The organism is Pararhizobium sp. IMCC3301, from assembly GCF_030758315.1.
Taxonomy (GTDB): Bacteria; Pseudomonadota; Alphaproteobacteria; order Rhizobiales.
Map to the genome: position 1 here is coordinate 3405100 of NZ_CP132336.1, position 26517 is coordinate 3431616.

At 54.3% G+C, this 26517-nt stretch carries 23 protein-coding genes; 13 read left to right on the top strand and 10 right to left on the bottom strand.

Going from position 1 to position 26517, the window contains the following annotated elements:
* Nucleotides 1–26 precede the first annotated feature (26 nt).
* From RAL88_RS16495 to RAL88_RS16520, 6 genes are all read right to left on the bottom strand, one after another.
* Complete coding sequence (locus RAL88_RS16495) at nucleotides 27–2822, bottom strand: AAA family ATPase (RefSeq protein ID WP_306264944.1); 2796 nt, start codon at nucleotides 2820–2822, stop codon at nucleotides 27–29.
* Nucleotides 2819–3268 (bottom strand): plasmid mobilization relaxosome protein MobC, encoded by a 450-nt coding sequence (mobC, locus tag RAL88_RS16500; protein ID WP_306264945.1) that lies wholly within the window; start codon nucleotides 3266–3268, stop codon nucleotides 2819–2821. The genes RAL88_RS16495 and mobC overlap by 4 nt, the downstream gene beginning before the upstream one ends.
* 209 nt (nucleotides 3269–3477) lie before the next feature.
* Nucleotides 3478–4047: an RES family NAD+ phosphorylase gene (locus RAL88_RS16505; RefSeq protein WP_306264946.1), complete on the bottom strand. Its 570-nt coding sequence runs from the start codon at nucleotides 4045–4047 to the stop codon at nucleotides 3478–3480.
* 3 nt (nucleotides 4048–4050) lie between these two features.
* Nucleotides 4051–4392 (bottom strand): hypothetical protein, encoded by a 342-nt coding sequence (locus tag RAL88_RS16510; RefSeq protein ID WP_306264947.1) that lies wholly within the window; start codon nucleotides 4390–4392, stop codon nucleotides 4051–4053.
* Nucleotides 4392–5741: a hypothetical protein gene (locus RAL88_RS16515; RefSeq protein WP_306264948.1), complete on the bottom strand. Its 1350-nt coding sequence runs from the start codon at nucleotides 5739–5741 to the stop codon at nucleotides 4392–4394. Before RAL88_RS16515 ends, RAL88_RS16510 begins: the two co-directional genes overlap by 1 nt.
* Before the next feature lie 288 nt (nucleotides 5742–6029).
* Complete coding sequence (locus tag RAL88_RS16520) at nucleotides 6030–6182, bottom strand: hypothetical protein (RefSeq protein WP_306264949.1); 153 nt, start codon at nucleotides 6180–6182, stop codon at nucleotides 6030–6032.
* A 202-nt stretch (nucleotides 6183–6384) separates the two neighbouring features.
* Between RAL88_RS16520 and RAL88_RS16525 the strand changes: the two genes are divergently transcribed.
* The 4 genes from RAL88_RS16525 (at nucleotide 6385) to RAL88_RS16540 (ending at nucleotide 12615) form a co-directional block, all read left to right on the top strand.
* The gene (locus RAL88_RS16525; RefSeq protein WP_306269726.1) at nucleotides 6385–8196 is read left to right on the top strand and encodes an ABC transporter ATP-binding protein; all 1812 of its coding nucleotides are present in this window, start codon (nucleotides 6385–6387) and stop codon (nucleotides 8194–8196) included.
* Nucleotides 8196–10106 (top strand): ABC transporter ATP-binding protein, encoded by a 1911-nt coding sequence (locus RAL88_RS16530; protein WP_371932106.1) that lies wholly within the window; start codon nucleotides 8196–8198, stop codon nucleotides 10104–10106. The genes RAL88_RS16525 and RAL88_RS16530 overlap by 1 nt, the downstream gene beginning before the upstream one ends.
* 186 nt (nucleotides 10107–10292) lie before the next feature.
* Nucleotides 10293–11015 carry an NYN domain-containing protein gene (locus tag RAL88_RS16535; protein ID WP_306264950.1) on the top strand — a complete coding sequence of 241 codons (723 nt, stop codon included), beginning with the start codon at nucleotides 10293–10295 and terminating at the stop codon, nucleotides 11013–11015.
* 346 nt (nucleotides 11016–11361) lie between these two features.
* The gene (locus RAL88_RS16540) at nucleotides 11362–12615 is read left to right on the top strand and encodes a sodium:proton antiporter (protein WP_306264951.1); all 1254 of its coding nucleotides are present in this window, start codon (nucleotides 11362–11364) and stop codon (nucleotides 12613–12615) included.
* Nucleotides 12616–12649: 34 nt separating this feature from the next.
* On the opposite strand, the gene RAL88_RS16545 is transcribed toward RAL88_RS16540, so the two are convergent.
* The gene (locus tag RAL88_RS16545) at nucleotides 12650–13597 is read right to left on the bottom strand and encodes a LysR family transcriptional regulator (protein ID WP_306264952.1); all 948 of its coding nucleotides are present in this window, start codon (nucleotides 13595–13597) and stop codon (nucleotides 12650–12652) included.
* 316 nt (nucleotides 13598–13913) lie between these two features.
* Here RAL88_RS16545 and RAL88_RS16550 point away from each other — a divergent pair, with 316 nt between their 5' ends.
* The 9 genes from RAL88_RS16550 to RAL88_RS16590 all read left to right on the top strand — a co-directional run bounded on the left by RAL88_RS16550 (nucleotide 13914) and on the right by RAL88_RS16590 (nucleotide 23076).
* Nucleotides 13914–15317 carry an MFS transporter gene (locus RAL88_RS16550; RefSeq protein ID WP_306264953.1) on the top strand — a complete coding sequence of 468 codons (1404 nt, stop codon included), beginning with the start codon at nucleotides 13914–13916 and terminating at the stop codon, nucleotides 15315–15317.
* 32 nt (nucleotides 15318–15349) lie between these two features.
* Nucleotides 15350–16822, top strand: coding sequence for an NAD(P)-binding domain-containing protein (locus RAL88_RS16555; RefSeq protein WP_306264954.1), 1473 nt, complete (start codon nucleotides 15350–15352; stop codon nucleotides 16820–16822).
* A gap of 68 nt (nucleotides 16823–16890) precedes the next feature.
* Nucleotides 16891–17301, top strand: coding sequence for a hypothetical protein (locus RAL88_RS16560; RefSeq protein WP_371932187.1), 411 nt, complete (start codon nucleotides 16891–16893; stop codon nucleotides 17299–17301).
* A complete protein-coding gene (locus tag RAL88_RS16565) occupies nucleotides 17298–17885 on the top strand; it encodes a peroxidase-related enzyme (protein ID WP_306264956.1) in 588 nt (195 codons plus the stop codon). Before RAL88_RS16560 ends, RAL88_RS16565 begins: the two co-directional genes overlap by 4 nt.
* Nucleotides 17882–18997 carry an NAD/NADP octopine/nopaline dehydrogenase family protein gene (locus RAL88_RS16570; protein ID WP_306264957.1) on the top strand — a complete coding sequence of 372 codons (1116 nt, stop codon included), beginning with the start codon at nucleotides 17882–17884 and terminating at the stop codon, nucleotides 18995–18997. The genes RAL88_RS16565 and RAL88_RS16570 overlap by 4 nt, the downstream gene beginning before the upstream one ends.
* A 41-nt stretch (nucleotides 18998–19038) precedes the next feature.
* Nucleotides 19039–20145, top strand: a complete 1107-nt coding sequence (locus RAL88_RS16575; RefSeq protein WP_306264958.1) for a PotD/PotF family extracellular solute-binding protein — start codon at nucleotides 19039–19041, stop codon at nucleotides 20143–20145.
* Between the two features lie 74 nt (nucleotides 20146–20219).
* A complete protein-coding gene (locus RAL88_RS16580) occupies nucleotides 20220–21206 on the top strand; it encodes an ABC transporter permease (RefSeq protein ID WP_306264959.1) in 987 nt (328 codons plus the stop codon).
* Nucleotides 21203–21994 carry an ABC transporter permease gene (locus RAL88_RS16585; RefSeq protein WP_306264960.1) on the top strand — a complete coding sequence of 264 codons (792 nt, stop codon included), beginning with the start codon at nucleotides 21203–21205 and terminating at the stop codon, nucleotides 21992–21994. The genes RAL88_RS16580 and RAL88_RS16585 overlap by 4 nt, the downstream gene beginning before the upstream one ends.
* On the top strand, nucleotides 21991–23076 hold the full coding sequence (locus tag RAL88_RS16590) for an ABC transporter ATP-binding protein (protein ID WP_306264961.1): 1086 nt from the start codon (nucleotides 21991–21993) through the stop codon (nucleotides 23074–23076). Before RAL88_RS16585 ends, RAL88_RS16590 begins: the two co-directional genes overlap by 4 nt.
* Nucleotides 23077–23467: 391 nt before the next feature.
* On the opposite strand, the gene RAL88_RS16595 is transcribed toward RAL88_RS16590, so the two are convergent.
* The 3 genes from RAL88_RS16595 to RAL88_RS16605 all read right to left on the bottom strand — a co-directional run bounded on the left by RAL88_RS16595 (nucleotide 23468) and on the right by RAL88_RS16605 (nucleotide 26517).
* A complete protein-coding gene (locus tag RAL88_RS16595; RefSeq protein ID WP_306264962.1) occupies nucleotides 23468–24985 on the bottom strand; it encodes a tripartite tricarboxylate transporter permease in 1518 nt (505 codons plus the stop codon).
* On the bottom strand, nucleotides 24985–25428 hold the full coding sequence (locus RAL88_RS16600; RefSeq protein ID WP_306264963.1) for a tripartite tricarboxylate transporter TctB family protein: 444 nt from the start codon (nucleotides 25426–25428) through the stop codon (nucleotides 24985–24987). Before RAL88_RS16600 ends, RAL88_RS16595 begins: the two co-directional genes overlap by 1 nt.
* A 114-nt stretch (nucleotides 25429–25542) precedes the next feature.
* Nucleotides 25543–26517, bottom strand: coding sequence for a tripartite tricarboxylate transporter substrate binding protein (locus RAL88_RS16605; protein ID WP_306264964.1), 975 nt, complete (start codon nucleotides 26515–26517; stop codon nucleotides 25543–25545).

Sequence of the window (26517 nt, forward strand, 5' to 3'; positions counted from 1 at the left end):
ACTTGTGTATAGGTTTTGCATTGCAATTACCGATCCAACCGTAAAATCCCTCCTCTATCCGGCCTCTGCTCCCGCTTCATTCTTGGCATATTGTCGCCGTCACCATAGATGCGAGTTTCGTGTTTATGCCTTGTGAGGGCGACGTAGGTTAGGTGTTTATCCAGCGTTCGCGACGATAAGACTAATGACCTATCCACGGTTGCGCCCTGGCTTTTGTGGATGGTGGTGGCGTAGCCGTGATCAATGGATGCGTATTGATTTGGCGAAAAGGTCAGGCGGCGCGGTTTGCCGTTGCTGGAACCATCAAGGGTAACGAATATTTTGTCTTTGGTGACTTTTTCAATCGTCGCTAACGCACCATTCTTTACGCCAAGGTCAGTATCGTTTTTGGTGAAGATAATGCGATCATTCGGGGCGAAGGCGCGCTTGCCATGAGTGGTTTTAAAATAATGCTCATCGACCAGTTCACCGCTTGATTTGCGCGCCATACGAACAGCCTGATTGATAGCATGTACATCTTTGCGGCGATGGGCGAAGGCCAGCCGTGAGGCGTTGTCGCCGCGTGTTTCGATATCAACCATATAATCCTGCACCAACGCGGCAATGGCGTCATCTTGGCTTTTGGTCGTTTTGACCGCGCCGTGCTTTTGATAGGCATCTATCGCCTTTCCGGTATTGCCCGTTGCCAGATCAAGCGAGGCTTGGCGCTGCCAGTCTGATTTCTGGCGGCGGATTTCTGTGAGTTTTGCCGCGCCAATGTTTTCAGCAATATCTTTAAACGGTGTTCCGGCATTGATGGGCTGTAATTGTTCTGGATCGCCGACAAGAACAAGCTTTGCACCGTATTTCTTGGTGTGCTCGACAATACGGTTCATTTGGTGTGTGCCAATCATTCCGGCTTCATCAATCACCAGAACATCGCCAGGTTTTAATTGGTTGTAGCCGTTCTTCCAGCTCATTTCCATCGAGGCCAAGGTGCGGCTGATAATGCCGGAGGCATTTTGCAGACCATCGGCAGCTTTACCGGACAATGCCGCACCAAAAACCTGATAGCCTTGTTTTGCCCAAGCCTCATGCGCGGCGGCAAGCATGGTGCTTTTGCCGGTCCCGGCCAGACCGATAGCGGCGCTTATTCGTTCTGGATTTAGAATATGAATTATCGCCGCGTGTTGTTCATCGCTCAGGCTTGCCCCGTGCAGTTTTTGCAAAATCGCATTTTGGCGTTTGATGGCGTCATGCGTGTGGGCAGGTTTCACGCCATGAGTGTTTTCATCGACCATGCTTTTTGTGTCATGCGTGAGCCCGCTTTTAAGCCCCTCCATTTCCCGCGTTGAATAAATCGGTAGCGGATCACTTTTAATCTCGACTAGTTCTTTCGAGCGCAAAACCGCATCGGAGGCGGTGCGTAAGGCTAACGGATCATCGATATAATTCGCCAGCCCGCGCAGGATATCACGGCGGTTAAACTCGGACTTTTTATCAGTGATAATATCCAGAATTTTAATCGGCGATTGCCGGACTTGTTGCGCCGTATAGAGTTGGTCTTCTTCGGGCAGTAAAAGCGCTTGGGCAGGATCTGCCAACAGATCGACACCAAGCACCTGTTCGTTAAGGTCAAAAGCATTCTCGCGATGCAGTTTCGCCAGACGAACCGCGTGTTGTTCTTTGAGGGTGCAAAACTCTTCCTCTAAGCCGCGTCTTTCACCGAGTTGCCATTCAATCAGTTTTTGCAGTTCCGCCTGGTCACGGATTTTATCCGCTTCTGCGGCCTGCGTGTGTTCAGCACGCATAATGTCGTATCTGCCGGAAAGCCTTGCCCAGAGAGCTTTTACACCTGTCGGCAAAAGCGAGACGCGGGATTTAACGACTTCAATCCTGAGCGCCTCTTGTGCTGCCTCCAATGCTAGACGCGCTTGTCTATGACCACCGACAAGAACGCGACGTTTTGATTCAGCGGCATCAGTTGTTATCTGAAAGAGTGTTTCTGCTTCTGCAAAGGCGGCATCAAACGGAGCGCCCACCTTATCAGCAAAGCGTTCTGTGATATGCAATTGGACATCATCAACAGAAGGCAGCTTGTCAATGTCACCAAGGCGCGCGCGTAATTCTTTGGTCTTCACGCCAAGCCAGCGCGACAGCGAATAGACTTCACCCTGACCATCAACCGCAACAAAGCCGCGCCTGTCACCCTTGGCGAGCGTCAAGCCGTGTTCAGACAAGGCAGTGGCAAAGGCGGCCTTTGAATCAGAGCCTGCCCAGCAACCCAGCAAAAGGCTTTTTAATTCCTTCGGGTCACGTTGAACCCTTTTTGCTTGATGGTGTTCTACTTGTGAGTAATTGAGTTGGTCGCGTTCCTCACTGTTCATCAAACCGCGTGGCATTTGCCAACCATGTTCAAGGAATAGCTCCCGCGATAGCTCTTGTAATTTTCGCTTGTAAAGCGAGACATTCAGCGCGCGCATACGGACAATATCAATGCGTGACCACACACAATGCGCGTGCCGTCTGCCTTTCTTCTCGTGAAAGATAATTGCTCGGGGTTGGCCGGTTAATCCAAGTTTCGCTTCAATTCCGGCAATGGCTTGCTCAAATGCTTCGACAGAAACATTCTCCGTTTCCGGCGGACTTAAGACCAGCGAGAACATGAAATTCCTGCACTTCGTCCCTCGGCTCACCGCATAGGCTTCTGTTAAAGCTTCCGTCAGATCATCAGATACAAATCCAGAAATTTCATGCACGCGGACATGCTCATTCTCACGCGTGTTCAAAAGATGCCGCGCCAATTGCACAGCACCACCACGTTCATTGCCCTTTAAAATCAATGTTGCGTCTGCCCGCCGATACCGAGCGCCTGCGTCAGATCAAGCCGCATCGAGCGCACATAGGCATAGGCTTCATTAATCTGGTCTTCGCTCTGTTGATCCAGCAGTAACGTGCCGCTATTGGCGTCATAGGCAAGTTGGTTCAGATTATTGGCAATCCGCGATTGCCCCAACAATCCCAACACTCGTCCTAAAGCCTCCTGATCTTTGACGGGAGCGCGAAGTCTTATCTTGCGTGGCGCACCATCCCCGCCAAACAGACACTTGCGAATATAGGCGCTCACCGACATTCCCGCCGATAAGTGTTTTAGTTGCGCCAATTCATCTTCCGTTAGGCGCAATGTCACACGTGGCGCTTTGGCTGGCGCTTCATCCCTCGGTGCAGAAGCCCCCGCGAAAGCCTTGCCAGCGGCCTTGTTTTCCTGAAGCTTTTTGCTCTCCATCATATCGACAGCCTCGGGTGTTGCACACGAGGGCGAGCCTGCTTTTCTGGCTCTGAGGATAGTTGGTCTAAATCAATGTTCTCCTGTTTGAGGTACTGGTTCCATTCCTCTAAAGTATCCAAAATTGTGTTCGAGGTTTGTATCTCCCCGGGCACCATTTTTTCCAAATGAAGACAGTGTGTTGTGCGTTGGCTTGTGGCCATGCAAGTTTGTCAGACCGTCGACCAGTCAATAACACCATGATCCTCGGTGTGTACGATGTCCTCTGGACTTACATAGTCGCCAAATATAACCAGATTGTTCCCTTTGTGACGTGCGTTCGGTACAAGAATGCCTGAGGGATCATCGGGGTCATCTGATCCGAGAAAATGTGCTGTTTCCGCAATCTTCTGACAGGTCTCATATTCACCGTGGCGATCAAGGTAAGGCAGTTTCCCAAAAGTGGTGCGATCAACGCCAAGGTTTGCGAGCAGGGAAGCGGCGGTCAGATCCAACAGCCCATCCACGCGCACCTTCAGTTCATGAAGCCGAAACTTGATCTTTGTAGGTGTGATGGGCTGCCCGCGGCTTACGTGAAACTTCATTTCCGCGAGCGCTCCTTCTTTGTCTAAGGAGGTGTAAAGGACGTCGAATGTCCCATCGTCCCAACGGTTACCCCCACCGAAAAAGAGTGTTGGATCGCGTCCGTCACGTGTAACACGCCAAACAATTCCTTCGAAGGTCTGGGCGTCGAGCACTTCCAGAGTGTCTATGAGCTTTCGATCCCTGGGTCCTTCAATCATACTCTAGAGATACCCATCAGAGTCGAGGCGGTCTAATACCCGGAAAATTTCGACAACGCGTCCATCATGGATGAGATCGATAGCTCTTTGCCCTTCCAGTTGCGGATGCCGGGCATAGAGCCAGAGCCTGATTTCATCATTTGAGTAGTAGTCTTCGAGACGCTTAACCACATAGATGAGATCGGACAGAACCCGCTCATTCGTCGGCTGGGGGCGCTTCGTGCCATTACGCCAACGTGAGACCGTCGCTTTTGAAACATCGGTTACATTGGCAATGTCAGTTCCGTTTAGCCCGCCTATTGTTTGAAGATCATTTATGCTCCTTGCGATAGCTGTCGTTTCCATCATTCTGTCCCAGTTCGGTTCAATGGAGTGCTGCGGCGTATTTCGCCAATTGCTCTCACTGTTGCCACCTGTTCGGTTCGCTCTCGTGCAAGATTTTCATATGTCTCCCTGAGTTTTTCTGTCATGTTACTTTGCCTAACCAGCCGAGCTCGTAGTTGCCCTAAGTCGACCTTCTTGTCAGCAGCCAATTCTGGTTTCGGATTGAGTTTGGCGGCTTTTTTCGCTGTAGCCACAACTTCACGCATCCGTTTGTCGGCGAAATGATCGGGGCGATTGACGGTTGGAACGCCAGAAATCGCAGCGATACGTCGCTGCGCATCACAAACGTTGAAACGACGTGGATCATTTCGGAGGTCATCGACCCCATTTGGCAAGATTGATCTGTCATTAGGCAGCAACGCACTTTTTGCCCCATGTGCGGACAGCAGCACTTCAAGCTCAGCGGTGGTCACTGTGCGACCCAAGGACGTAAGCCCAATGCGTGTCGCGCGGCCACCCCGTTTATCTTTGTCACGCTCTTCAGGCGAATTCGTCCACTTTGAAGTTGTAAACGTGGATTGTTCACCGAACCCGTGGGCAATGCCTGATACAACGTTCATGGCCAACAGCGCTTCGCCGGTGAGCCCACCCATGTAGTCCATAACGATTGGCCTGCCCATATTGTGCCAGCGCGCTAGGGTTCTTACGAGGCGCTGTGCGTTTGTTGGCCCGGTATCGGGCGATGACATTGAAGAACGGACCCACAAATTCTCGTACGGCAAGTCCGCAAGCACGGGCATGATCTTAGCCTGAAAGGCTTCGTCATTGAAATCGGCCAATCGGGCTGCGATGAGATAGTCGATGACAATTGCTTTGCCGCCTTCATCATCCAGGGCCTTTCGCAATAGGTGACACCCTTGGCGATCAATCTCATACCATCCGTCGAAACCTGGATCAGCCAAGAAATGGGTTGGAGACAAGACGGCGCTGACACCGTTCTGCACCGCGCATCGAGCGATTGCTCCGTAAATATCAGTTGGATGCTTTGCGCGGAAAATGTCCGGAGTTAGCGGTGATCCGCGTTCTAGAGGAGCCCAAGGCGCGGTTGAAGCAAGCCCCTTACACTTGCGACGCGAAGACAATTCAATAGTTCGGGGATCGAGCACGATCTCGGTTTCAAGCCCCTGCAGCATCTGAATGATATCCTTTTGATAGGCGATCTTTGATGCATCGACGACAAACCTGCGGCTCTGAATGACGCGCGCTGCAGCGAGATCTGCAACCTTGCGATAACTTAATTCACCCAAACGCACATATTGGGCGATGTTTTGAAACACGGATGTCTGCTTTGGGAATTCGATAACGCTCATGGTGTCAACCTTTCTGTTTCACAGATAATATTTTTGAAACAGAAAGTCAACTACTGCTGATTTGTGGGGCAACAGCATCACAAATATCTGCGAACGCCCGGCTCAGGCCCGAATCTAATCAGGCAATTCTGATTACCGTAAAGGATGTTGCGGTACGGGAATCGGCGGCTATGAGCCCTTCAAAAACCTTTATCGCACTTGCGACTTCGGTCCGCATCGAAAAACCTTCAGGGAAGCGGGCTTTCGCTGCACGCGCCAGTCTGACGGATGTGTATCCTCAAAGCGGACTCACAACAAAAGATGAAAACGGGAATAATGGCTGGCGTCACTGATGCCGACGCTACCATAGGCTGACTGCACGTCGTGGCCTTGCGTCAGCTTCAGCTCAATTTCGCCCAGCAGCTTCAGTATATCTTCGTCTGACTGTCGTTTCCAGACCATCCACATTCCCTCGATACCCTCTCTCGAGACTCATCTACTGGCCGAGTTTTCAGCGGAGAAGGAGGTTGCATAATCAAACATTGCCAGTCTCTGCGACAATAGACTATTAAGTCGACCCATATGGAGGCCACGACGTTCATTCTGCGGCGACAATAAAATGACAGAAAAAGCTCAATCCGGTCGCGATGCTGGTTCCGGCCGGATGTTTCGCCGCACAGCCAGTGTTGATCCGCGGGCAGGCCTTGGTGCCATCGCCCGCATCACGCGGATGGCGTTTCGCTACCGCGTCAGCGCAGGTTTGGCATTGGCGGCAACTGTGGCGGCGGTTGTGATGCAGCTGTCGATCCCTGTCATCCTCGGGCGCGCGGTGGATCAGACCCAGGCAGTGGCTGCGGCCAGGGCCGAGCCTGAAACACTTTACCCGATTGCATTGCTTTTGTTCATTGCCAGCGTCGCACGCGGGATATTCACCCTTGTCCAGAACTACACTGCGGAAGCCGTCGGACATGCGCTGGCGCGCGACATCCGAAATGCGGTTTATGGAAAAATCCAGAGCCTGCCGTTTTCGTTTCACGACCGCACCCATTCGGGCGATCTGATCACCGTCGGCATGCTGGATCTGGAAGGCGTGCGGATGTTTTTTTCAACCGCGCTGGTGCGCACTGTTCTGCTGGGCCTGTTGATCGGGCTTGGGGCAACGCTGCTGCTCTCAACTGATCTGACGCTCGGCCTGCTGGCACTGTCATTCGTGCCTTTTGCGGGCTGGCGCAGCACGGTCATGCGGCTGGCTCTGCGCCGGACCTGGCTTTTGTTACAGGAACGGCTGGGCGTTCTCAGCCAGGTGATGGAGGAAAACCTGGCCGGTATTCGCGTGGTGCGGGCCTTTGCCTCGTCACAGTTTGAAATGGAAAAGTTTGAGGTGGCGTCCAGATCAGCGCTGGAACTCAGCCATGAAAGGATCGAAACCCGCGTCAAGAACACAGCTGCGATGACGCTGGCATTCTTTGTCTCCATGGGACTGGTGCTGTATTTCGGCGGACGCCAGGTCGCATCAGGAGACATCACGCTGGGCACTCTGGCCACTTTCCTGACCTTCATGACCATCCTGCAGATGCCGGTACGCCAGTTGGGCATGATGGTGAATGGCTACGCGCGCGCATCAACCTGTGGCGCGCGACTGTTCGCCCTGATCGATCACGAAGCCGAAATCGACAACGCACCGGGCGCGCAGGATCTGAAGATCACCAACGGCACGCTGAAGCTTGAAAATGTCAGCTTTGCCTATGAGGGGAACACAGACCTGCAGGCAGTTTCTGGCATCAGCTTCGAGGCGCATCGGGGCGAGACGGTCGGCATTGTCGGCCCGCCCGGCTCGGGAAAATCAACTTTGATGCATCTGATCCCACGGTTCTACGATCCCACACATGGCTGCATCAGCATTGACGGGCAGGACATTCGCGGCGCCACCCTGTCGTCGGTGCGTCAGGCTGTCGCTGTTGTTCAGCAGGACAGCTTCCTGTTCACCACGTCAATCGAGAACAACATCGCCTATGCCAGTCCCTTCACCGAGACGCGCGAGATCCGCGGTGTCGCAGAATCCGCGCAACTGCATGACTACATCCTGGGTTTACCGGGCAGTTACGGCACCATTGTCGGCGAACGCGGTGTGTCCCTGTCCGGCGGTCAGCGCCAGCGTCTATCGATCGCGCGTACGCTGATGATGAAGCCGGCGGTCTTGATCTTTGACGATTCAACAGCTGCAATTGATGCCGGCACAGAAAACCGTATCCGCACCGCACTTAAGGCATATGCAAAAGATCGCGTCACCCTGATCGTGGCCCATCGGCTGGCCAGCCTGATGCACGCCGATAGAATTCTGTTTCTGGAAAAGGGCCGGATCATTGAACAAGGCAGTCATGAGGAATTGCTGAAACTGGGAGGGCGCTATCGCGACTTGCACGATTTGCAGATGCGCCCCAATGCCGAGATGCTGGCCGGGAAGATGGATATATGATGAGCCAGACAAATCCCGGAAGCGAGAAAAAACCCGGTGAAGCGCTCGACCCGCACGACGATGAAAGCCCGCGTATGCGCGCAGTTGTCGGATCGGACCGCATCGAGGAAGAGATCTTCGGACGGGTGTTCGACGGCAAGGTCACTCAGCGGATCTTGCAGTTTGTCCGTCCCTACAAGCGCAATGTGATCATTTCCGTTGCCGCCGTCGTTACATTTACCGGCTCTCAGCTGACAATCCCGCTGTTGATCCGCTATGCCATCGACAATGGAATGGCACCGGGTGCGCCGCCATCAATATTGCTTGGAATCGTCGCACTCTTTGCCATCATCGTCGCCATCAATTTTATCGCCTCGCGTGTCCAGGAACTCGTCACCGGCAGAATGGCCGAGGACGTTCTGTTCGATATAAGGCGCGCCATGTTCGGCCATTTGCAACGCGTGTCACTCTCATTCATGGACAAAACCGAGGTCGGGCGGCTGATGTCGCGTTTGCAGGGCGATGTGAACTCGATGCAGGAATTTCTTGAAACCTCGGTGCTGGCGATAGGTGATCTGCTGCTCCTGTTCGGGATCGTGGCGGTGATGCTCTGGCTCGACTGGCAACTGGCGTTGATGGTCCTGACGGTGATCCCGGTCCTGTTCGCGGTTCGCATCCTGTGGCTGACCCGGGCCCGCGCCGCTTTCATGGCCGCCCATGAGGCAAACTCCATCACCAATGGTGCCCTGGCCGAGGCGATTCACGGCGTGCGTGCCGTTCAGGCTATGGACCGCGCCAATTTGAATGCCGAACTTTACGGGCAACTCGTTGACACCACTTACAAGGCCCAGTTAAGGGCCTCAAAACTGTCGCAGATCATGATCCCGATTGTCGACACTCTGACAGGCAGCGCGATGGCCGTTGTGGCCCTGGCCGGTGGCCTGATGGTGGTGTCGGGGCGGATCGAGGTCGGCGTCATGGTGGCGTTCCTGTTCTACATCCAGCGCTTCTTTGACCCGATCCGCTCGCTGACAATGCAATATTCGGTGATGCAGCGCGCCATGGCCTCCGGTCACCGGCTGACCGAGGTTCTCGACGTCGAAGTCGATGTCAATGACGCCCCCGATGCGACGCCGCTTGGGGATGGCGACGATGGTTCGGTCGAATTCCGCAATGTGACCTTCGGCTACAATCCGCAGCATCCCGTGCTCAAAGATGTCAGTTTCCGGGTGAATTCCGGGGAGACGGTGGCGTTGGTCGGCCCTACCGGGTCCGGAAAATCAAGCTCGATGGCGCTGATACACCGGTTCTATGACGTCCAGGACGGTGCGGTTCTGGTTGGCGGGCGCGATGTGCGGGACGTCACACAACAGAGCCTTGGACGCCATATCGCAATGGTGCTGCAGGAGCCCTATCTGTTCACCGGCACAGTGCGGGAAAACATCCGCTACGCCACCCATTGGGCTGATGAGGCGGCAGTGGTTGAAGCTGCACGTGCCGTCGGCGCCCATGATTTTATCGAGGCCCTGCCACAGGGTTACGACACAATGCTGGCAGAGCGTGGAAGCAATTTGAGCCTTGGGCAACGCCAGCTGCTGAGTTTTGCCCGGGCGCTGCTGACCGATGCGAAAATTCTGATAATGGACGAGGCTACCGCCAACATCGACAGCTATACCGAAATGCAGATTCAAAAAGCGCTGCAGCGGCTGCTGGAAGGGCGCACCGGCCTGGTCATCGCCCATCGTCTCGCCACTATCCGCAATGCCGACCGCATCCTGGTGCTGCAGCAGGGCCGGCTGATAGAGCAGGGCGACCACGATACACTCATCCAGCATGGTGGCCTTTACGCGCAACTCTATCAACTCAACTATGCCAGCTTCGACGATCTGCCCGACAATCTGTCCGCCGAAGACCGCGCACTCGCCACCTGAATCGATACACATTTCCTGCTGTGGCGGGTCCAAGCGCGGCCCCGACCGTCAGCGCACTTTCCTCTCATAGCTTGGGCCCGGAACTTTCGGTGCGGATTGCACTGCTGCCGGGCTTGAAGGCATGACGAAAAAAGGGAAACATGGGATAAGATTCCCCGCATCGGGGATGTTGCTTGGGGAACTCAAATGCTCACACGAAACCGCCCGCTTTATGCAGTCCTGATCGACGCAGACAACATTCCAGCAAAACATGCTGAACCAATCTTAAAAGAGATTGCCACGCTCGGTGAACTGGCGTTGCGACGCGTTTATGGTGACTGGTCCAGCGAGAAACTTCGAAGTTGGGCCGAAACCGTTCGTGAACACGGCCTGGTTGCACATCAGGAAACAGCCAATACAAAAGGCAAGAATGCCAGTGATATTGGCTTGGTAATAGATGCGATGGATATTTTACATGCAGGCCGTTTCGATGGGTTTGTTCTGGTGAGTTCTGACAGCGACTTTACAGCGCTTGCCAACCGTATACGTGAACAGGGCCTGGAGGTAATTGGCATTGGTGAACGCAAGACTCCTGAAAGCCTTCGCAATGTCTGTAACCGGTTTGTGCTGATCGAAAATATAATCGACGAACCGGCCCTCGCCAGGGATGGGATACAGAACAAAAGCAACAAGCTTCCCGCAAAAAATGCGGCTCCACTGATTATTGCTGCAATGGAGAAAATTGAACAGGATGATGACTGGTATACGCTTTCCGCTCTGGGCAGCCACATCATGGCTGCAAACTCAGATTTTGATACGCGCACTTACGGGTACAGAAAACTCAGCGATCTTATTGGCAGTCTTAACCGGTTTGAAATCCGCAAGATTGGGCAAGTCTTATCTGTTCGGCACGTTGGCAAGGCGAGCTGATCCCACGAATTTTCTGTTTTGCGCAACGGTTCAGAGGCTTTGTGTTGGCGCTGAGCGCAACAGATTTACTGGCGGTTTTGCCCAGCCCCGAGAGTGGCCGGGTAACCCGCCGGAAGCCCGAAATTTCAAAAGTGGCAATGCGTCGCACCGTCTAATTTTGTAGATTTGTGCTCCTTGCAGCTTTTCGCTGCGGTTGACAGGAACGGCAGCTAAGGGCCTTTCAAAGACCTTCACCGCACAGCCGCTGCGCTCCGCTTCCCCTGTGATCGAGGGCGCAGATTTTGCTTTTTCGCCGGACGTTTGCGCATATAGATTTGTGCTCTTCAACTGACCAGGCAGGACCCGCATGTCACTTCTTCAAATTGCATCGCTTTTGATTGTGCTGGCAGGGGCCTTTGGCGCCATCAACTACCTGTTTCTGAAGCTGCCATCGAGCATCGGCATTCTTGTGGTGGCGCTGTTTGCTTCATTCGCTGTGATTGCCTCCGATGCGCTGTTTCCGGCGCTGACAGTGGAAGAACAGATCCGCGCGCAGGTGCTGGAGCTGGAATTCTCCGATGCGTTGCTGGAAGGGATGCTGGGCCTGTTGCTGTTTGCCGGGGCCTTGCATGTCAAGCTTTCGGATTTGCGCAAGGCCTGGCTGGTGATTTCTCTGATGGCGACTGTCGGTATCGGCCTTTCGACCGCCATTGTCGGCTTCGGCTTCAGCTGGTTCACCGGCATGCCCCTGATGATTGCTCTGGTGTTTGGTGCCTTGATTTCGCCCACCGACCCGGTTGCGGTGCTGGGCGTGTTGCGTGAGGCGGAGTTGCCGAAATCTCTGGAAACCAAAATTGCCGGAGAAAGCCTGTTTAATGACGGTGTCGGCTACGTGGTTTTCCTTGTTCTTGTCGGGCTTGCATTTCCCTCGACCAGCTCTGATTCGGGCCTTGCGGATGCCGCGCGATTGTTTGCGCAGGAGGCACTGGGCGGGGCGGTCCTGGGGCTTGTTCTTGGCTGGCTCACCTTCCGGGTGATGCGTCTGATCGACGATTATTCACTGGAAGTGCTGATCACCCTTGGCCTCGCCTTCGGGGGTTATGAATTGGCTGTGGCGCTCCATGTTTCGGCGCCCATCATGGCAGTCTGTGCCGGGCTTTTGATCGGCGACATCGGGGCAAAGCACGGCATGTCTGAAGAAACCCGCCGATATGTCGACGCGTTCTGGAAGATGATCGATGAAATCCTCAATGCCGTCCTGTTTTTGATGATCGGGATCGAAGTCTTTGCAGTGGTATTCGAAGCTGATTTGCTGATGGCTGGCCTGATGGCAATTTTGTTGTCGTTGCTGGCACGGCTGATCGCTGTATCGGTGCCGGTTTTGATGCTGAAACCGTTTCGTCAGTTCAGCGCCGGCGTCATTCCGATCATGACATGGGGCGGATTGAAGGGCGGTATTTCTGTGGCCTTGGCGCTGTCCTTGCCCGAGGGCGAATGGAAGCCGGCGATCCTGACCGCAACCTATATCGTGGTGATTTTTTCGATCATTGTGCAGGGGCTGACCGTGACAAAATTGGCCGAACGGGTCGGACGGGCACCGCAATTGCCCATGCCTGACTAGTGCGTTTTATGGTTCAATGTAACCGTAAAAATCTCTAGGAACTTTTCCAACAAACGGGGAGACCCTCAACTTTGCGAATAATCTCTTTGCTTTCTATGGCGAAAGCCTCGGTCACCAGATTCAGCTGATCACCCAGAATTTTGGCATCGGCGGCAAATAACCCCCAGCTGTAGGGAATGGGCTTGGCGATGGGTCGAATCGAAACGCCTGAAATCGGGACACCATATGCCGTGACCGGATCACAGATACCTATTCCCAATCCGGCACGCGCGGCCATCGCCGCGTTGATCGAAGAGTTCGTTACGAATTCATACGCCGGTGTCACGCCTTGATCATCCAGGGACCGGTTTATGGCATGTCGAATCCGGTAACTATTGCCAACCGTTGCGAGCCGCTCTTTGGCAAAAACAGTCAAAGACAGCGGTTCCGGGATGTCATGGGGGCCGCCTTCTTGAACCAGAGCGACCAAAGTTGATTCAAACCGCTCCAGGCATTCCAAACGCTCATGTTCCAACGGAAATGCAGAAAAACCAAGATCAGCGGTCCGCTGTCGCAGAGCATGAACCACCCGTTCGGCGGAGGTCGTTTCGACATGGACGAAATCAGGCAGAACGTTCTTGACCCGAGCCAGGATGGAGGCAACCAGCCCTGCGGACATGGTCGGTGTGGCTACAATGTCGATCGCTGCGATTCTGCCATCCCGTATTGCATGAGCGCGATTGGTGAGATGTGTGAGATTGGCAATAACACGCCTGGATTCCTCGAAAAACAGCATTCCCTTATCTGTGGGCGATATCTTGGGTCCGTTGCGTTCAAACAGATTGAAGCCAACCTGATTCTCGAGAACCCGGATCATTCGCGTTACGGCTGGCTGGCTGATTTGAAGCATCTGTGCTGCGCCAGTCATCGAGCCACAACTCACAACGGCTGTGAAGGCTTCCAGTGTGCGTATATCCGGACGTTCATTATTCTTTGTTGACATATTTGCGAAGCCAAAATTACAATGAGTCATTCTGAAGGCGATACTATACGTAAAACGCATAGCAATCCAAGGGACCATTGGTAGGGGGTAAGGCAGTGTCGTTCGAGAACGCCATTGGCACTAAACAGCGGACGCGTCAGGCCGGCCAGACAGATCCGGTTTGCGCAGCGTTGCTACCTGCGCGAAAATCCAAACATGTTTCGAATGCAGAAACCATCACATTATCCAATTGGTCACCGGGTCATTTTGGGTTGAAAGCTGGCATCATCGATTGTGTATTTGAGCGCTCGACTGTGACCCCCGATCACCATTCAAATTGTCAAATTCTGACGCCAGACGCCCGGTCGGCATCGACTGGCAATTGGTGTCGCTCGTTTTGACCGGCCCGTTTGCAAATAAATCATTTCGCCTTCTATTTGCGGCGCAGATTTGCTCGTTGCTGGGCGTCGGGTTGCTGACAGTTGCACTTTCCTTGTTGGCTTTTCGTATCGGTGGCACAACGGCAGGCGGCCAGGTGCTTGGGCTGGTATTGGCATTGAAAATGGTAGCCTATGTGTTTCTGGCGCCGTTAGCAGAAACCTTATCAGCCGGAATATCCCGAAAAAATGTGATGGTCTCGCTCGATTTCGGCAGGATGCTATTGCTGTTGCCGATGGCCTTTGCCACCGAGGTCTGGCAAATTGGAGCGCTGGCCTTTGCATTTTTTGTATTGTCGGCAGGTTTCACGCCGCTGTTTCAGTCGGTGGTCCCTGATCTGCTGCCCGATGAAAACGACTATACTCTGGCGCTCTCATGGTCACGCATAGCCTACACACTGGAAGCGGTTCTAAGTCCGGTCATCGCTGCAACGCTGCTGAATGTGGTAACCGGTGAAGTGCTATTCTACGCAGCTGCACTCGCCTTTTCGGGGTCGGTTCTGGCGCTGCTCCTGGCGCGTCTGCCCCAAGCCATTTTCACCAGCCGCGGAGGAACGCTTCTGAAACGCACAGGATACGGACTTTGGGTTCATTGGCACACACCAAGGTTGCGCGGACTGGTTCTTCTGAAATTTGCGCTGTCGCTTGCAATGGCCTGGGTGCTAGTAAATTCCGTCGTCTATGCCGGAGCACGCCTCGGCGATGCGGATGAATTTTTCCCCATTCTCATGGCGTGCTACGGAGCTGGCGCTGTGCTGGGCGCCGTCCTTGTTCCAAAAATGGTACGCAAAAGCAGTGATCGCACGACAATGTTCACCGGAACATTCGGCTTTGCAGTGGCAGGGGCAATTTTTGCGCTGTTACCGCCTTCAAGCCTTCCGGCATTGGGTCTGATCTGGCTCGTATTCGGCATAGCTTCGTCTTTGACATTGACCCCTGGAGGGCTGGTGATAGCCCGATCCGCCACCTCGCGAGATCGGCCAGCGGTATTTGCAGCGCAATTTTCGTTGAGCCATGCCGGATGGATGTTTGCCTATCCGTTGGCTGGGTGGCTGGCTGGCTATACATCACTGGAACTTGCTCTTCTCATATTGTCGGTATTGTGTGCTGCAGTTGCGATCGCTGCGCTTGTCGTCTGGCCCGCAAATGATCCGCAAGAACGACCACATAGCCATCCAGATCTGCCCACCAATCACCCACACCTGATTACCGTGCCTGCCATTGGCGCGCAGCATCAGCATGTCCATGCATTTCGCATCGACGATTTACACTCGACCTGGGGCCAGGGGGCAGCCCGATGCTGACCTTTTCCCAGATATTCTGTAGGACGGTTTGAATGCAAAATAAGGACCTTTCGCCGATTGATGGCCGTGGCCTGCCTGCTCTTGAAGAGCAGATCAAAGAAGATCTGGCATTTCTATGCTATCCGGGGGCCAGTTGGGTGCCACAGAAGGACGGTGTGAGCGATGTCGTCATCATTGGCGGCGGCATGTGCGGGATGGTTGCATGGCTGGCACTTTCCACTGGGGGCATGAAAAACATTCGCGTACTGGACCGCGCGGCTAAAGGTCGTGAAGGTCCGTGGCTCAGCTATGCGCGGATGGAAACGCTTCGCTCCCCAAAAGTGCTGACTGGCCCAGCATTCGGCCATGGAGCATTGACATTTCAGGCCTGGTATCGCGCCCAATTTGGTACACAGGCCTGGCAGAAACTCGACAAGATCCCGCGCCCCATGTGGATGGAATATCTTTGCTGGTATCGTGATGTGCTTGATATTCCCGTGGAAAATGACATCTCGGTCGACCAGGTCGAACCGGAAGGCGATCTGTTGCGTCTCACGGTTTCCGGCGCGCAAACCGGCACGATCCTGACCCGAAAATTGGTGTTTGCGACAGGGCGGGACGGCACAGGCGGTCCGAATATTCCGAAATTCATCGAAGATTTGCCGCGCCATCTTTGGGCACACAGCGCCGACGAAATTGACTTTTCGGCGTTGCGGGGCAAGCGGGTTGCAGTCATTGGCGTTGGCGCCTCCGCAGTCGACAACTCGGCAGAAGCCCTGGAACATGGAGCCGCGGAAGTGCGCCACCTGATCCGTCGCAAGGACATGCCTACGGTCAATAAAATGATGGGCATTGGCAGCTATGGATTCACCGCAGGCTTCGCAGGTCTGCCGGATGAGTGGCGCTGGCGATTCATGCAATACAGTTTTTCCACGCAGACGCCGTCACCGCGCGGTTCGACGCTGCGTGTCAGCCGTCATTCAAATGCCTATTTTCATTTTGGAAAGGCCACCACACGCATTGAAAAGTCCGGTGATGGTGCCGTCATCCATTTTGCCGATGGCACGTCTTATGAGGCTGACTATGTGATCCTTGGCACAGGCTTTGTCATCGACCCTATGGCGCGGACCGAGTTCGGAGATGTCGCAGGCGAAATTCTTCTGTGGAAAGATGTCTATTCACCGCCGCAAGGAGAAGAGTCCGCCGATCTGGGGCGTTTTCCATATCTCAACACTGATTTCACATTCCAGGAGAGACGACCCGGTGCGGCCCCCTGGCTGAACAATGTCTATTGTTTCAATTACGGAGCGTCAGCAAGTCTGGGCAAGGTAAGTGGTGACATTCCCGGTATCAGTCAGGGCGCTGCATGGTTGGCGCGCTCCGTTGCCGCCACCCTCTACGCCGAAGATGTGCAGTCCCATTGGCAGGGCATGCAGGACTATGACACTCCAGAATTATTGGGCGATGAATGGGAGGCTACCGATCTGGAGACAAGCGCACGGACTAAAGAAGGCAAGGTCGCATGAACCCCACTGAGACAACTATTCTAAGCAAGACCGGCCTTCGTCCGGATGGGGATGTGGTAAAAACAGCGATGCGTCGCGCAAATATCATTCACTTGTCTCAGGCTGCCGAGGACGCAGTGTTGCGACCAAAGGACTTTGGGGCTTTCGAACATGATTTGCGTGCTGCACTGGCTGCACGTGTCGCCCGATTTGCTGCAGATGACATTCTGGCTGAGCATTATCTTTCGGGTGCAGGCGACAAGACTGACCTGGCCGACCCTGCCGAGACAGGAAAGGCACATCAGCTGGAAACAGTGGTCGCGTTCGTCGACAAAGTTGCAAATCGAACCCGTGACGTTGTCGCTGACGACGTCGTCCAGTTGCAGGCTGCGGGAATGTCGGATGCAGATATTGTACGTCTTTGCGAACTTGTTGCGTTTCTTGCCTACCAGGTTCGGGTCATTGCGGGACTGCGACTTATGCAAAGGAGCGCTGGATGAGCCAGATCATACACAAATTTACCCGCAACGTGCCGCATTGGCAGCCCCGCGTTGAGCCGGTCAAACTGGAAGAGGCCACGCAGGCGCAACTGGATGCACTTCAGGTAACGCCTTCCAACACGAAGGTTTCAGAATATGTTCTGACATTGGCACATGACGTTGAAAGCCTGACCGTCAGAACGCCACTGTTCAACGCCATCATGTATGATCCTGGCGGGATGTCGCGCGCCGAGCGCGAACTGGCTGCATTGGGCGCGTCGCTGGTAAATCGCTGTATATATTGTTCAGCTGTGCATGCGGATCGGCATGCAAAGTTGAAAAAGGATACGGCAGTGACTGACCAGCTTTTTGCCTATGGCGAAAAGGCCGAATTGAACCCCAGAGATCGTGCGATTTTTGACTTTTCCCGAAAATCCGCGGAAGCTCCACCGACCGCCGGTCCTGAAGACATGGATGCCTTGCGCACAGCGGGTCTGTCGAACGACGAAATTCTTGATCTGATCCTTTCGTCAGCGCTTTTTGGCTGGGCTAACCGGTTGATGCATGTTCTTGGCGATCCCGTGCGCCAGAAAGGCACTTCATGAGTGACCGCAAACGTATAGGCATAGCAGGTGCCGGATCTATCGCGTTTGGCACCGCTGCGCTTTTGCACCAGCACGGCCATGTACCGATGCTCTGGTCTCCCTCCGGAGCTGGCACTGCAGCGCTGGAGGCAGCGCCACTTTGCGCTGATGGCGCAATCACAACAGAATTCAGGGTGCGGATTGCGCAATCCGCAAAACAACTGGCGGAGGAAAACGATGCTTTGATCGTTGCGCTTCCTGCATATGGCCATAAAGCGGTAATGGACGCGCTGGCACCACATGTGCGCAATGGACAACACATCATTATTTCATCTCACGCGTCCTTGGGCGCTGTTTACCTCACGCAGGTTTTGGCAGCCCGGAATGTCCGCGCCCCAATCACCGCCTGGGGCACCACGGCAATCACGGGACGAAAGCAAAGTGGCACGTCGGTAAAGATTAACACTGTGCGGAGCCTGATCGATTTATGTACTGTGCAGGACGCAGCTGCGGACGTGAATGGTGTCACGTTTTGTCGACACCTTTTCGGCGATTGCTTCCAGCAACGCGACGGTCTGCTGGCGATTTCGCTGTCCAATCTAAATCCGCAAAACCATTTGGGGATTGCATTGGGTAACATCACCCGGATGGAGCGCGGCGAGGTCTGGAGCCAAGGTCAAAATGTGACACCCAATGTTGGGCGGTTGCTTGAGCAACTGGACCTGGAACGCCTTGCCATCGCCAAAGCACTGAATCTGGATGTAAGAACAATTTTCGAGCATTTCCATTTAAGTTTTCACGTTCCTGTCGCGTCTATTTCAGAGATGAATCAAGCGATGCACGCCCAAGGCAATGGAGGCACGGGTCCAGCGAGCGCTGACAGTCGCTACGTGACGGAAGATGTACCTTACGGACTGCAGTTAACTGCAGTTCTGGGAAGACTGGTTGGTCAACCCGCCACACTGCACGAGGCAGGCATAAATATATTCTCTGCAATGTATGGCCGGGACTTCACCAATGAAAACACCATTTTGAATGCGCTGGAGCTCAACCGCTTCGACCTGAACGACCTGCAACGAGCAGCCCGTACCGGCTTGTTGCTGGTGACACCTGAACCGGTGTCCCAAGACTGAATGATACGGAACCAACCTGACTCAACTGGGAGACACGCAATATGACCAAACTAGTTTTCAACCGCCGCCGCTTCTTGAGCACCGCTGCCATGACCGGCGCCGTACTGGCCAGCCCTGCCTATCTGCGCCGCGCCTATGCCGCGGGCGGTGAAGTGAACATCTGGACCTATAATGACTTCGTCCCTAAGGCGTTCAAGGAACAGTTCGAGAGTGAAACCGGCATCAAGGTGAACGTCCGTCTGGTCGATGATCAGGGCAAACAGTTCAATTTGCTTGCTGCAGAAGCGCCTAACCCCACAGTGGACATCATGACCGTCGCGGGACACCGCTTTTTGCAGTTCATTGAAAACAAACTTCTGGCACCATTGGATACCGATCGCCTGAGTAACTGGGGCAACATCAACCCGACATTTTCGGACGGCGACTGGTCCACCATCAATGGCAACAAATGGGGTGCTCCAATCCTGTCGGGAATGGAAGTCCTGGCTTACAACACCGATCTTGTCGATGCAGAGGAAGCCAAGAGCTGGGACGTGCTTTTCTCAGAGAAGTACAAACAGAAAAACGCCTATATCATTCAGGATATGATGTCGATCATCATGCTTAAGCTTGGCTATGATGGTAACATGGTCGCGTATATGGACGACCCGGACAAGGCGGCTGCAATTGTTGAGGAAGCCAAGCAATTCCTGATCGAAAAGAAACCGTATGTCCGCAAATACTACGACGGCGGTGCAGAAATTCAGCAAATGTTCGTCAACCAGGATATTGCACTCGGTCACAGTTGGAACGGCCCTGCCGCGGCTTTGATCAATGATAATTTCCCGCTTGCAATGACGATTCCCCGCGAAGGGTCATACGGCTTTGTTTACACTTACAATATCGCCAACAATGCGCCCAACGAGGACAACGCCTATACGTTCCTGGATGCTATTCTGGCATCGCCTGAGATTGGTGCGTCGATGACCAAGGCTTCAGGGTTTATCTCGACTTACAAAGGCGCGACAGAATTTCTCACCGATCTTGAGAAGAAATCGACGTCGTTCACGGATGAAGAACTGTCGAATCTTCAGTTCTTCCGCGCCGAAGCGAACGAGATGAAATATGGGCTTGTTGATCCGGCTGTGGAAGCAATCAAAGCAGCCTGAGCCGCATAAACATATCCTTGTTCGCCAATTCTGGCGGACAAGGTGCCCCATATATTGGCATGAGGAAATCGCGAATGAGAAATGACGCAACCGCGAGCGCGGACCGCGTTGCCGTCGCACGGGGAAAGGCGGACCGCACATTTTGGGGTCGTCTGGCGATTTGGACACCGTACCGCTCACTCGTTCGATTGGTGACAGCCTCGCCACGCCGCCAATTCTTGATCCTTGCTTCTTTGCCGCTCCTGTGGGTTCTGACCCAGCATTTGGGGCCAATGCTGCAGATGCTGCGTGTGAGTCTGACCGATGCCTATCCGGTTGCCGTGGGCGTTGAACAGCACTTCACACTTGATAATTACATGCGCTTCTTCGGGGAACGTATTTTCTGGCAACCATTTTTCCGCACCCTGGCCTTTTCAGGGGTTCTGACCTTTTGCACTTTGGTCCTGACATACCCGGTAGCCTACTTTCTGGCGCGCCATGTCAGCCGGCAGAACCAGATGCTGATGTTGCTGTTGTTGCTGATCCCGTTTTGGGTCGGCGAAATCGTTCGCACATATGCCATTATGATCCTTCTGGGAAACACCGGCGCAGTGAATCAGGCGTTGAAATGGCTAGGGCTAATCGAGCAACCCATCCCGTTCATGTACACAAGCTTTTCTATGAGCATTGGCATCGTTTATCTGACGGCGCTCTATATGCTTCTACCGCTGTATTCTGCGTTGGAAAAACTTCCCAAGAGCTATCATGAAGCGGCGGCCGATCTTGGGGCAGGCGCCTGGACCCGGTTTCGTCGTGTAACTTTGCCTTTGACACTCGAAGGGATTTCCTCGGGGTGTACTCTGGTGTTCCTGATATCGACAGGCTTTTACGCCACACCTGTTTTGCTGGGAGGACCATCAACCACTGTGTTTTCCGAAACCATAGCAGGCTTCTTCCACACTGCCGGGGACGAATGGCCGACAGGTGCGGCCTTTGCGACCATCATGTTCCTCGCGGCGATGCTTCTGACAGCAATATTCCAAAAATTGATGTACGCGTTGCGTAAGGGAGATACAAAATGAATCGTGGCAACCGAATTCTGCTGGCGTGCACCTATTGGGCATTTGTCCTGTATGTATTTGTCCCGTTGCTTCTGATGATCCTGATGGGGTTCAAGGACAGCAAATTCATCGGATTTCCGATCAGATCCTGGACACTGGATTGGTACACAGGCGTGTTTTCTGATGCAGATGTGGTCTCGACATTGGGCTACTCGATGGCCATCGCAGTGCTCTCGACACTGATTTCAGTCGCAGTTGGCACGTGGATTGCGGTTCTGCTCGAAGGTCGCAAATTTCTTGGGCGCACGGCCATTTTTGGGCTGACAATACTACCTGCTCTGATTCCGGGAATTATCTCTGCTATTGCATTTCGAATTTATGCGCGCTGGCTTGGGATCGAACCCGGCATGGGAGCCATTGTCTGGTCGCACGCTGTGCACAATGTTCCCTTTGTTGCACTTGTGGTCATGGCACGGCTATCGACATTGCCAAAAAGCCAGATCGAGGCCGCGCGCGATCTGGGCGCCGATCCGATCATCGCGTTTTTGCGCATCACGCTGCCTTATCTGGTCCCGGCCATTTTGGGGGCCAGCATCTTTTGTCTGCTTCTCAGCTTTGACGATTTTGTCCGCTCTTTCTTCCTTGGTGGTTACGAGCCGACATTGCCGGTCCTGATCTTTGCCAAACTGAGATCGGGCATGTCGCCCGAAATCAATGCAATTGCGACCGTTGCACTGGTCCTGACAGCCGCCTTGGGCATTTGGGCAGAAAGATTTACGCGCCGTATGAAGAAGGAAACCAATACATGACAGGCTCAACTGCACTGGTCCGTATCGAGGGCGTTTCAAAGCACTTCGGTGGTACTGTAGCGCTGGACAATCTAACCCTGGATATTGCACGCGGCGAGTTCGTGACCTTTCTTGGTCCGTCCGGCTGCGGCAAGTCTACAACGTTGAGAATACTCGGCGGGTTTGAACGCCCATCATCCGGTCGCATCATTCTGGACGGCGAGGATGTAACCTTGCAGCCGCCGGAAAAACGCCATGTCAATATGGTGTTTCAGGACTACGCGCTGTTCCCGCACATGACGGTGCGGCAGAATATTTCGTTCGGTCTTGAACTGATGGGCATGGACCGCGAAGGCATCGGGCGTCGTCAGGACGAAATCATGGCGTTTCTCGAACTCGATGGATATGGCGATCGTTATCCTGGCCAGCTATCGGGCGGGCAACGCCAAAGGGTCGCGCTCGCCCGGGCGCTGGCGCCGGACCCGGCGCTGTTGCTGCTGGATGAACCTTTGGGTGCGCTTGACGCAAAGCTGCGTGCACAAGTGCAGCTGGAACTCAAGTCAATCCAGCGTCGCACAAATAAAACCTTTATCTTTGTCACGCACGATCAGGAAGAGGCGCTGACTATGTCCGATCGTATTGTTGTGATGAACGGTGGCCGGGTCGAGCAAGATGGCACGCCGGAAGAGTTGTATTTTCATCCCGCCACCCGATTTGTTGCCGAATTCATTGGCGAGACCAATCTGTTATCCGGCGAGATGCGTGGCAAGGATGGCGACAAGGTGATGATGAATTGGTTCGGTCAGACATTGAGCGGCCGGGCACCAGGCGGCGTTCCAGATGTTGGAGAGACCATCACAGCTTCGGTTCGCCTCGAAAAACTGGGTTTTTACCCCGATCGGCCCGCCTCTGCGAATGCGGTTCAGGGCAAAGTCGTGGCAAAAACATTTCTCGGAAGTCGCTTGGCTGTAGATCTCGCCGTGGAAGAAGCACAAGGTGCAATTTTGCGGGCTTTTGTCGATGCCGAAACCGGTCAGTCGATTGGCTCAGACCTTGTCTGGATAGGTTGGGACACTGACAGCATGGCGGTGCTCCGGGACTGACGAGCCGGCACAGACATGGACACATGAATTGTAAGAGACTCAATTTAATCTGACACGGCTGCTTTCCCCGCGAACTGGATCAGCAGCATTGCATCTCCTGCGAGATGATGTGGTTATCCGTTTTGATGGGGGTGCGAACCAACCACAAAATGCGGCAAAGATTTCGTCAAGTTTGAGATTTGCGTTGACGCATCGCGAGGTCTCTTCTGGGCAACTATCAGATCGGCGTCCGGCATTTGGCCACTATTGTTTCGATCGCTTTCGTACGTCGGGAGTGGGACAAGCTTGGCGAGCTCTCGCAGATTTTGGGCCGTTGCTGCCATCAGGACTACTTCTTTTGCTTCATGTATCACGGGCTCTGTCGCGGCCATGTTGGCTGATGAGTGGGACATTACCCGTCTTGAATATTCTTTTCTATCGTCTCGGACGTCTTCTTGCGTGCCGATAAAAGCCCGGAAATCACCATCCACAACAGCAATATTGCCGTGCCGATCAGGAAAAATGCGGTGACAGGACGGGTGAACAACTCCGCGAAATCTCCCTGAGTGAGTACCAGCGAGCGCCGGAAGTTCTGCTCTACCATTGGCCCAAGGATGAAGCCGATCAGCATGGGTGCAGGTTCGAAGTCGAGAAGCTTGAGACCGTAGCCCAGTATCCCGAACAGGATTACCAGCCCAACATCGAAGCTGCTGTTATTGACACTGCAGACCCCGATACAGATCAGGCAAAGGATCATCGGATAAAGGAACCGGTAGGGGACATGCAAAATGCGCACCCACAGGCCGATGAACGGAATATTCAGCATCAGAAGGAATATGTTTCCAATCCAGAAACTCGCGATCACACCCCAGAACAGCTCTGGCTCTTGGGTGATCAAGCGCGGGCCTGGCTGAATTCCATGAACGAGCAGAGCTCCAAGCATGATTGCCATTGTTGCAGAACCGGGAATACCCAATGTAAGCGTAGGGATGAATGACGTTTGAACGGCGGCGTTGTTGGCGGTTTCAGGAGCAGCGATTCCTTCAACCATGCCGGTGCCGAGCTTTCTTCGAGACCCTTGCACACGGTTCTCCAGGGCATAGGCCATAAATGACGAGATAGTCGGGCCGGTACCCGGCAATGGTCCGAAGAAGCTTCCAACTGCCGCGCCGCGCATCATCGGCTTCACAATACGGCGCATGTCGTCGCGGGTCGGGAGCAGCGAACGAACTGTGATCTGCCCTGGATCAGTGACATATTTGAGCCGGTTGACCGAGGCGATGACCTCGGAAATCCCGAACATTCCCATCGCCAGAATGACGATTGGAAATCCATCGTAGAGGTTCGGAGACCCGAACGTAAATCGAAACACGCCGGTGTTGGTGTCGATCCCGATCAATCCAAACGTCATGCCGAGGATAACCATGGCGATGCTTTTAATCCTTGGGCCTCTGCCGATAGTACCCGCTGCAACAAGACCGAAGAGCATGGCGGAAAAATACTCCGACGACTGGAATGACAGCGCAAAACGGGCCAGCGGTGGAGCCAGCAACACCATCAGGATCGTTCCAATCGCCGCGCCGACGAAAGATGCGATGGAGGTGATGAAAAGCGCTGGTCCCGCCCTTCCTTGCTGCGTCATGGGGTATCCATCGAGGCAGGTCACCGCGTTGGAAGCTGTGCCTGGGAGGTTTAGAAGGATGGAGGCAGTGGAGCCGCCATACTCAGCCCCATAGTAGAGCCCGCCCAGCATGATGATGGCCGTTGCGGGTTCAAGATGAAAGGAGAGCGGAAGCAACAAGGCCACGGCCGTCAGACCGCTGATCCCAGGCAGAACGCCAACAAAGGTCCCAAGAAAGACCCCGACAAAACAATAGAGAATGTTGGTCCAGGTTAGCGCCGTCGGGAAGCCGATCGTGAAGAGTTCCATCAGAACAATCCTTCTATCCCGCTGAGCGGGAGCTGAAGCAGGAGCACGAAGACGAACCAGCCGACGATTGAAGACACCAAAGCCAGACCTATGATCTCCTGCGCAGTGATATCCCGATCTGCCATCGCCGAGAGGCAGACGAGCCCCCAGATTGCCGGGATCAGACCGGCCCGCTCGACAAGCAGCACAAAAGCGGTGAGGCCCCCAATGACAAACAAGAAGGTGGATCGTTCGATACGTGGTTTCTCTGCACTCTGCCGCCACCCGATAGCGCCGATGGCGCTTCCGACCAGCACGGCGGAAAGACCCAGCAAGAGCGGATAGTACCCGGCACCCATGCGCGAGGCCGTACCAAGCCCAAACCCGAACGCTGATATTGCCACGTTGAGACCCAGCAAAACCAAAGACGCCCCGCCGATCACATCTTTCAGGTTTCTATCCATGTATCTGAGCCAGTCTTTCAATAATGCGCCCCTGCCATACGCCCCCGCGCGTCAAGTTGCTGCGTAGGGGCGTCGAGGCATACAGGGGTTCTCTGCTCTTCCCGTTGCAGGTGGTCAGTTCGCGTCGACGATAGCCTGAAGCTCGCGCCAGGTGGCGATGTCACTGTTGACAAACGTCTGATAGTCGCCTGGCGTCATCGGGCGCGGTTCACCGCCCTGCGCAGCCATTTTCGCTTTGACATCGTCCCTTCCGAGCACTTCGCGGATTGTCGCGCCAAGCATCTCGATACGCTCGTCAGAGGTGTCCGGGTGGCCAAAGAGGCCGAACCAACCTGCGATCGAAAAACCTTCCAGCGTTTCTGACACTGTTGGCAGATCGGGAAACAGCGACGTTGGTTCGCCGGTGGTCACCGCGAGCGGGATAAGGCTGCCATCATCGAAGTAGCCCTGAACCACGGGTGCCGGCGCGAACAGCAGGTCAATTTCCCCACCCAGCAGGGCAGGGCCCGCTTCGCCCATGCCGTTGTAGGGAACGTGGTTCAGATCAACTCCTGCTTTCTCTTCAAACAGGACACCGGTCAGGTGCGACGCGGCGCCCACACCGGAGGAGCCGAAAGTCACTTTGCCCGGATTGGCCTTCGCGTAATCAATCAATTCTTGAATGGACGACACGTTAAGGCTGGGGTGAACGGTGGCGATATACGGTGGTTGAGACACCTGTGAGATGGGTCTCAATACCTTTTCCACCTGGAATTTGTCATCCACCATCCCCTGGTCCTCACGTGCCAGAGACAACACCGATCCGGTAGAAGCCATCAGGATCTCGTGGCCGTCGCTGGAATCCCGCAAATAGGCCATCGCGCCAACCAGGCCGGAGGCCCCGGGCTTGTTTTCGATAACCACTGTCTGTCCCCAGGCTTCTTCGAGCGCTGCCTGGATGATGCGCGCAAGAGTGTCGGTTCCACCCCCGGCATTGAACGGCACGGTCAAGGTGATGGTCTTGCTCGGAAACTCCTGAGCCTGAACCCCGGTTCCCGTCAACAGAGCCAGGCTCAGAGCGCCTGCTGCAAGTTTTGTGATCAGTTTCAT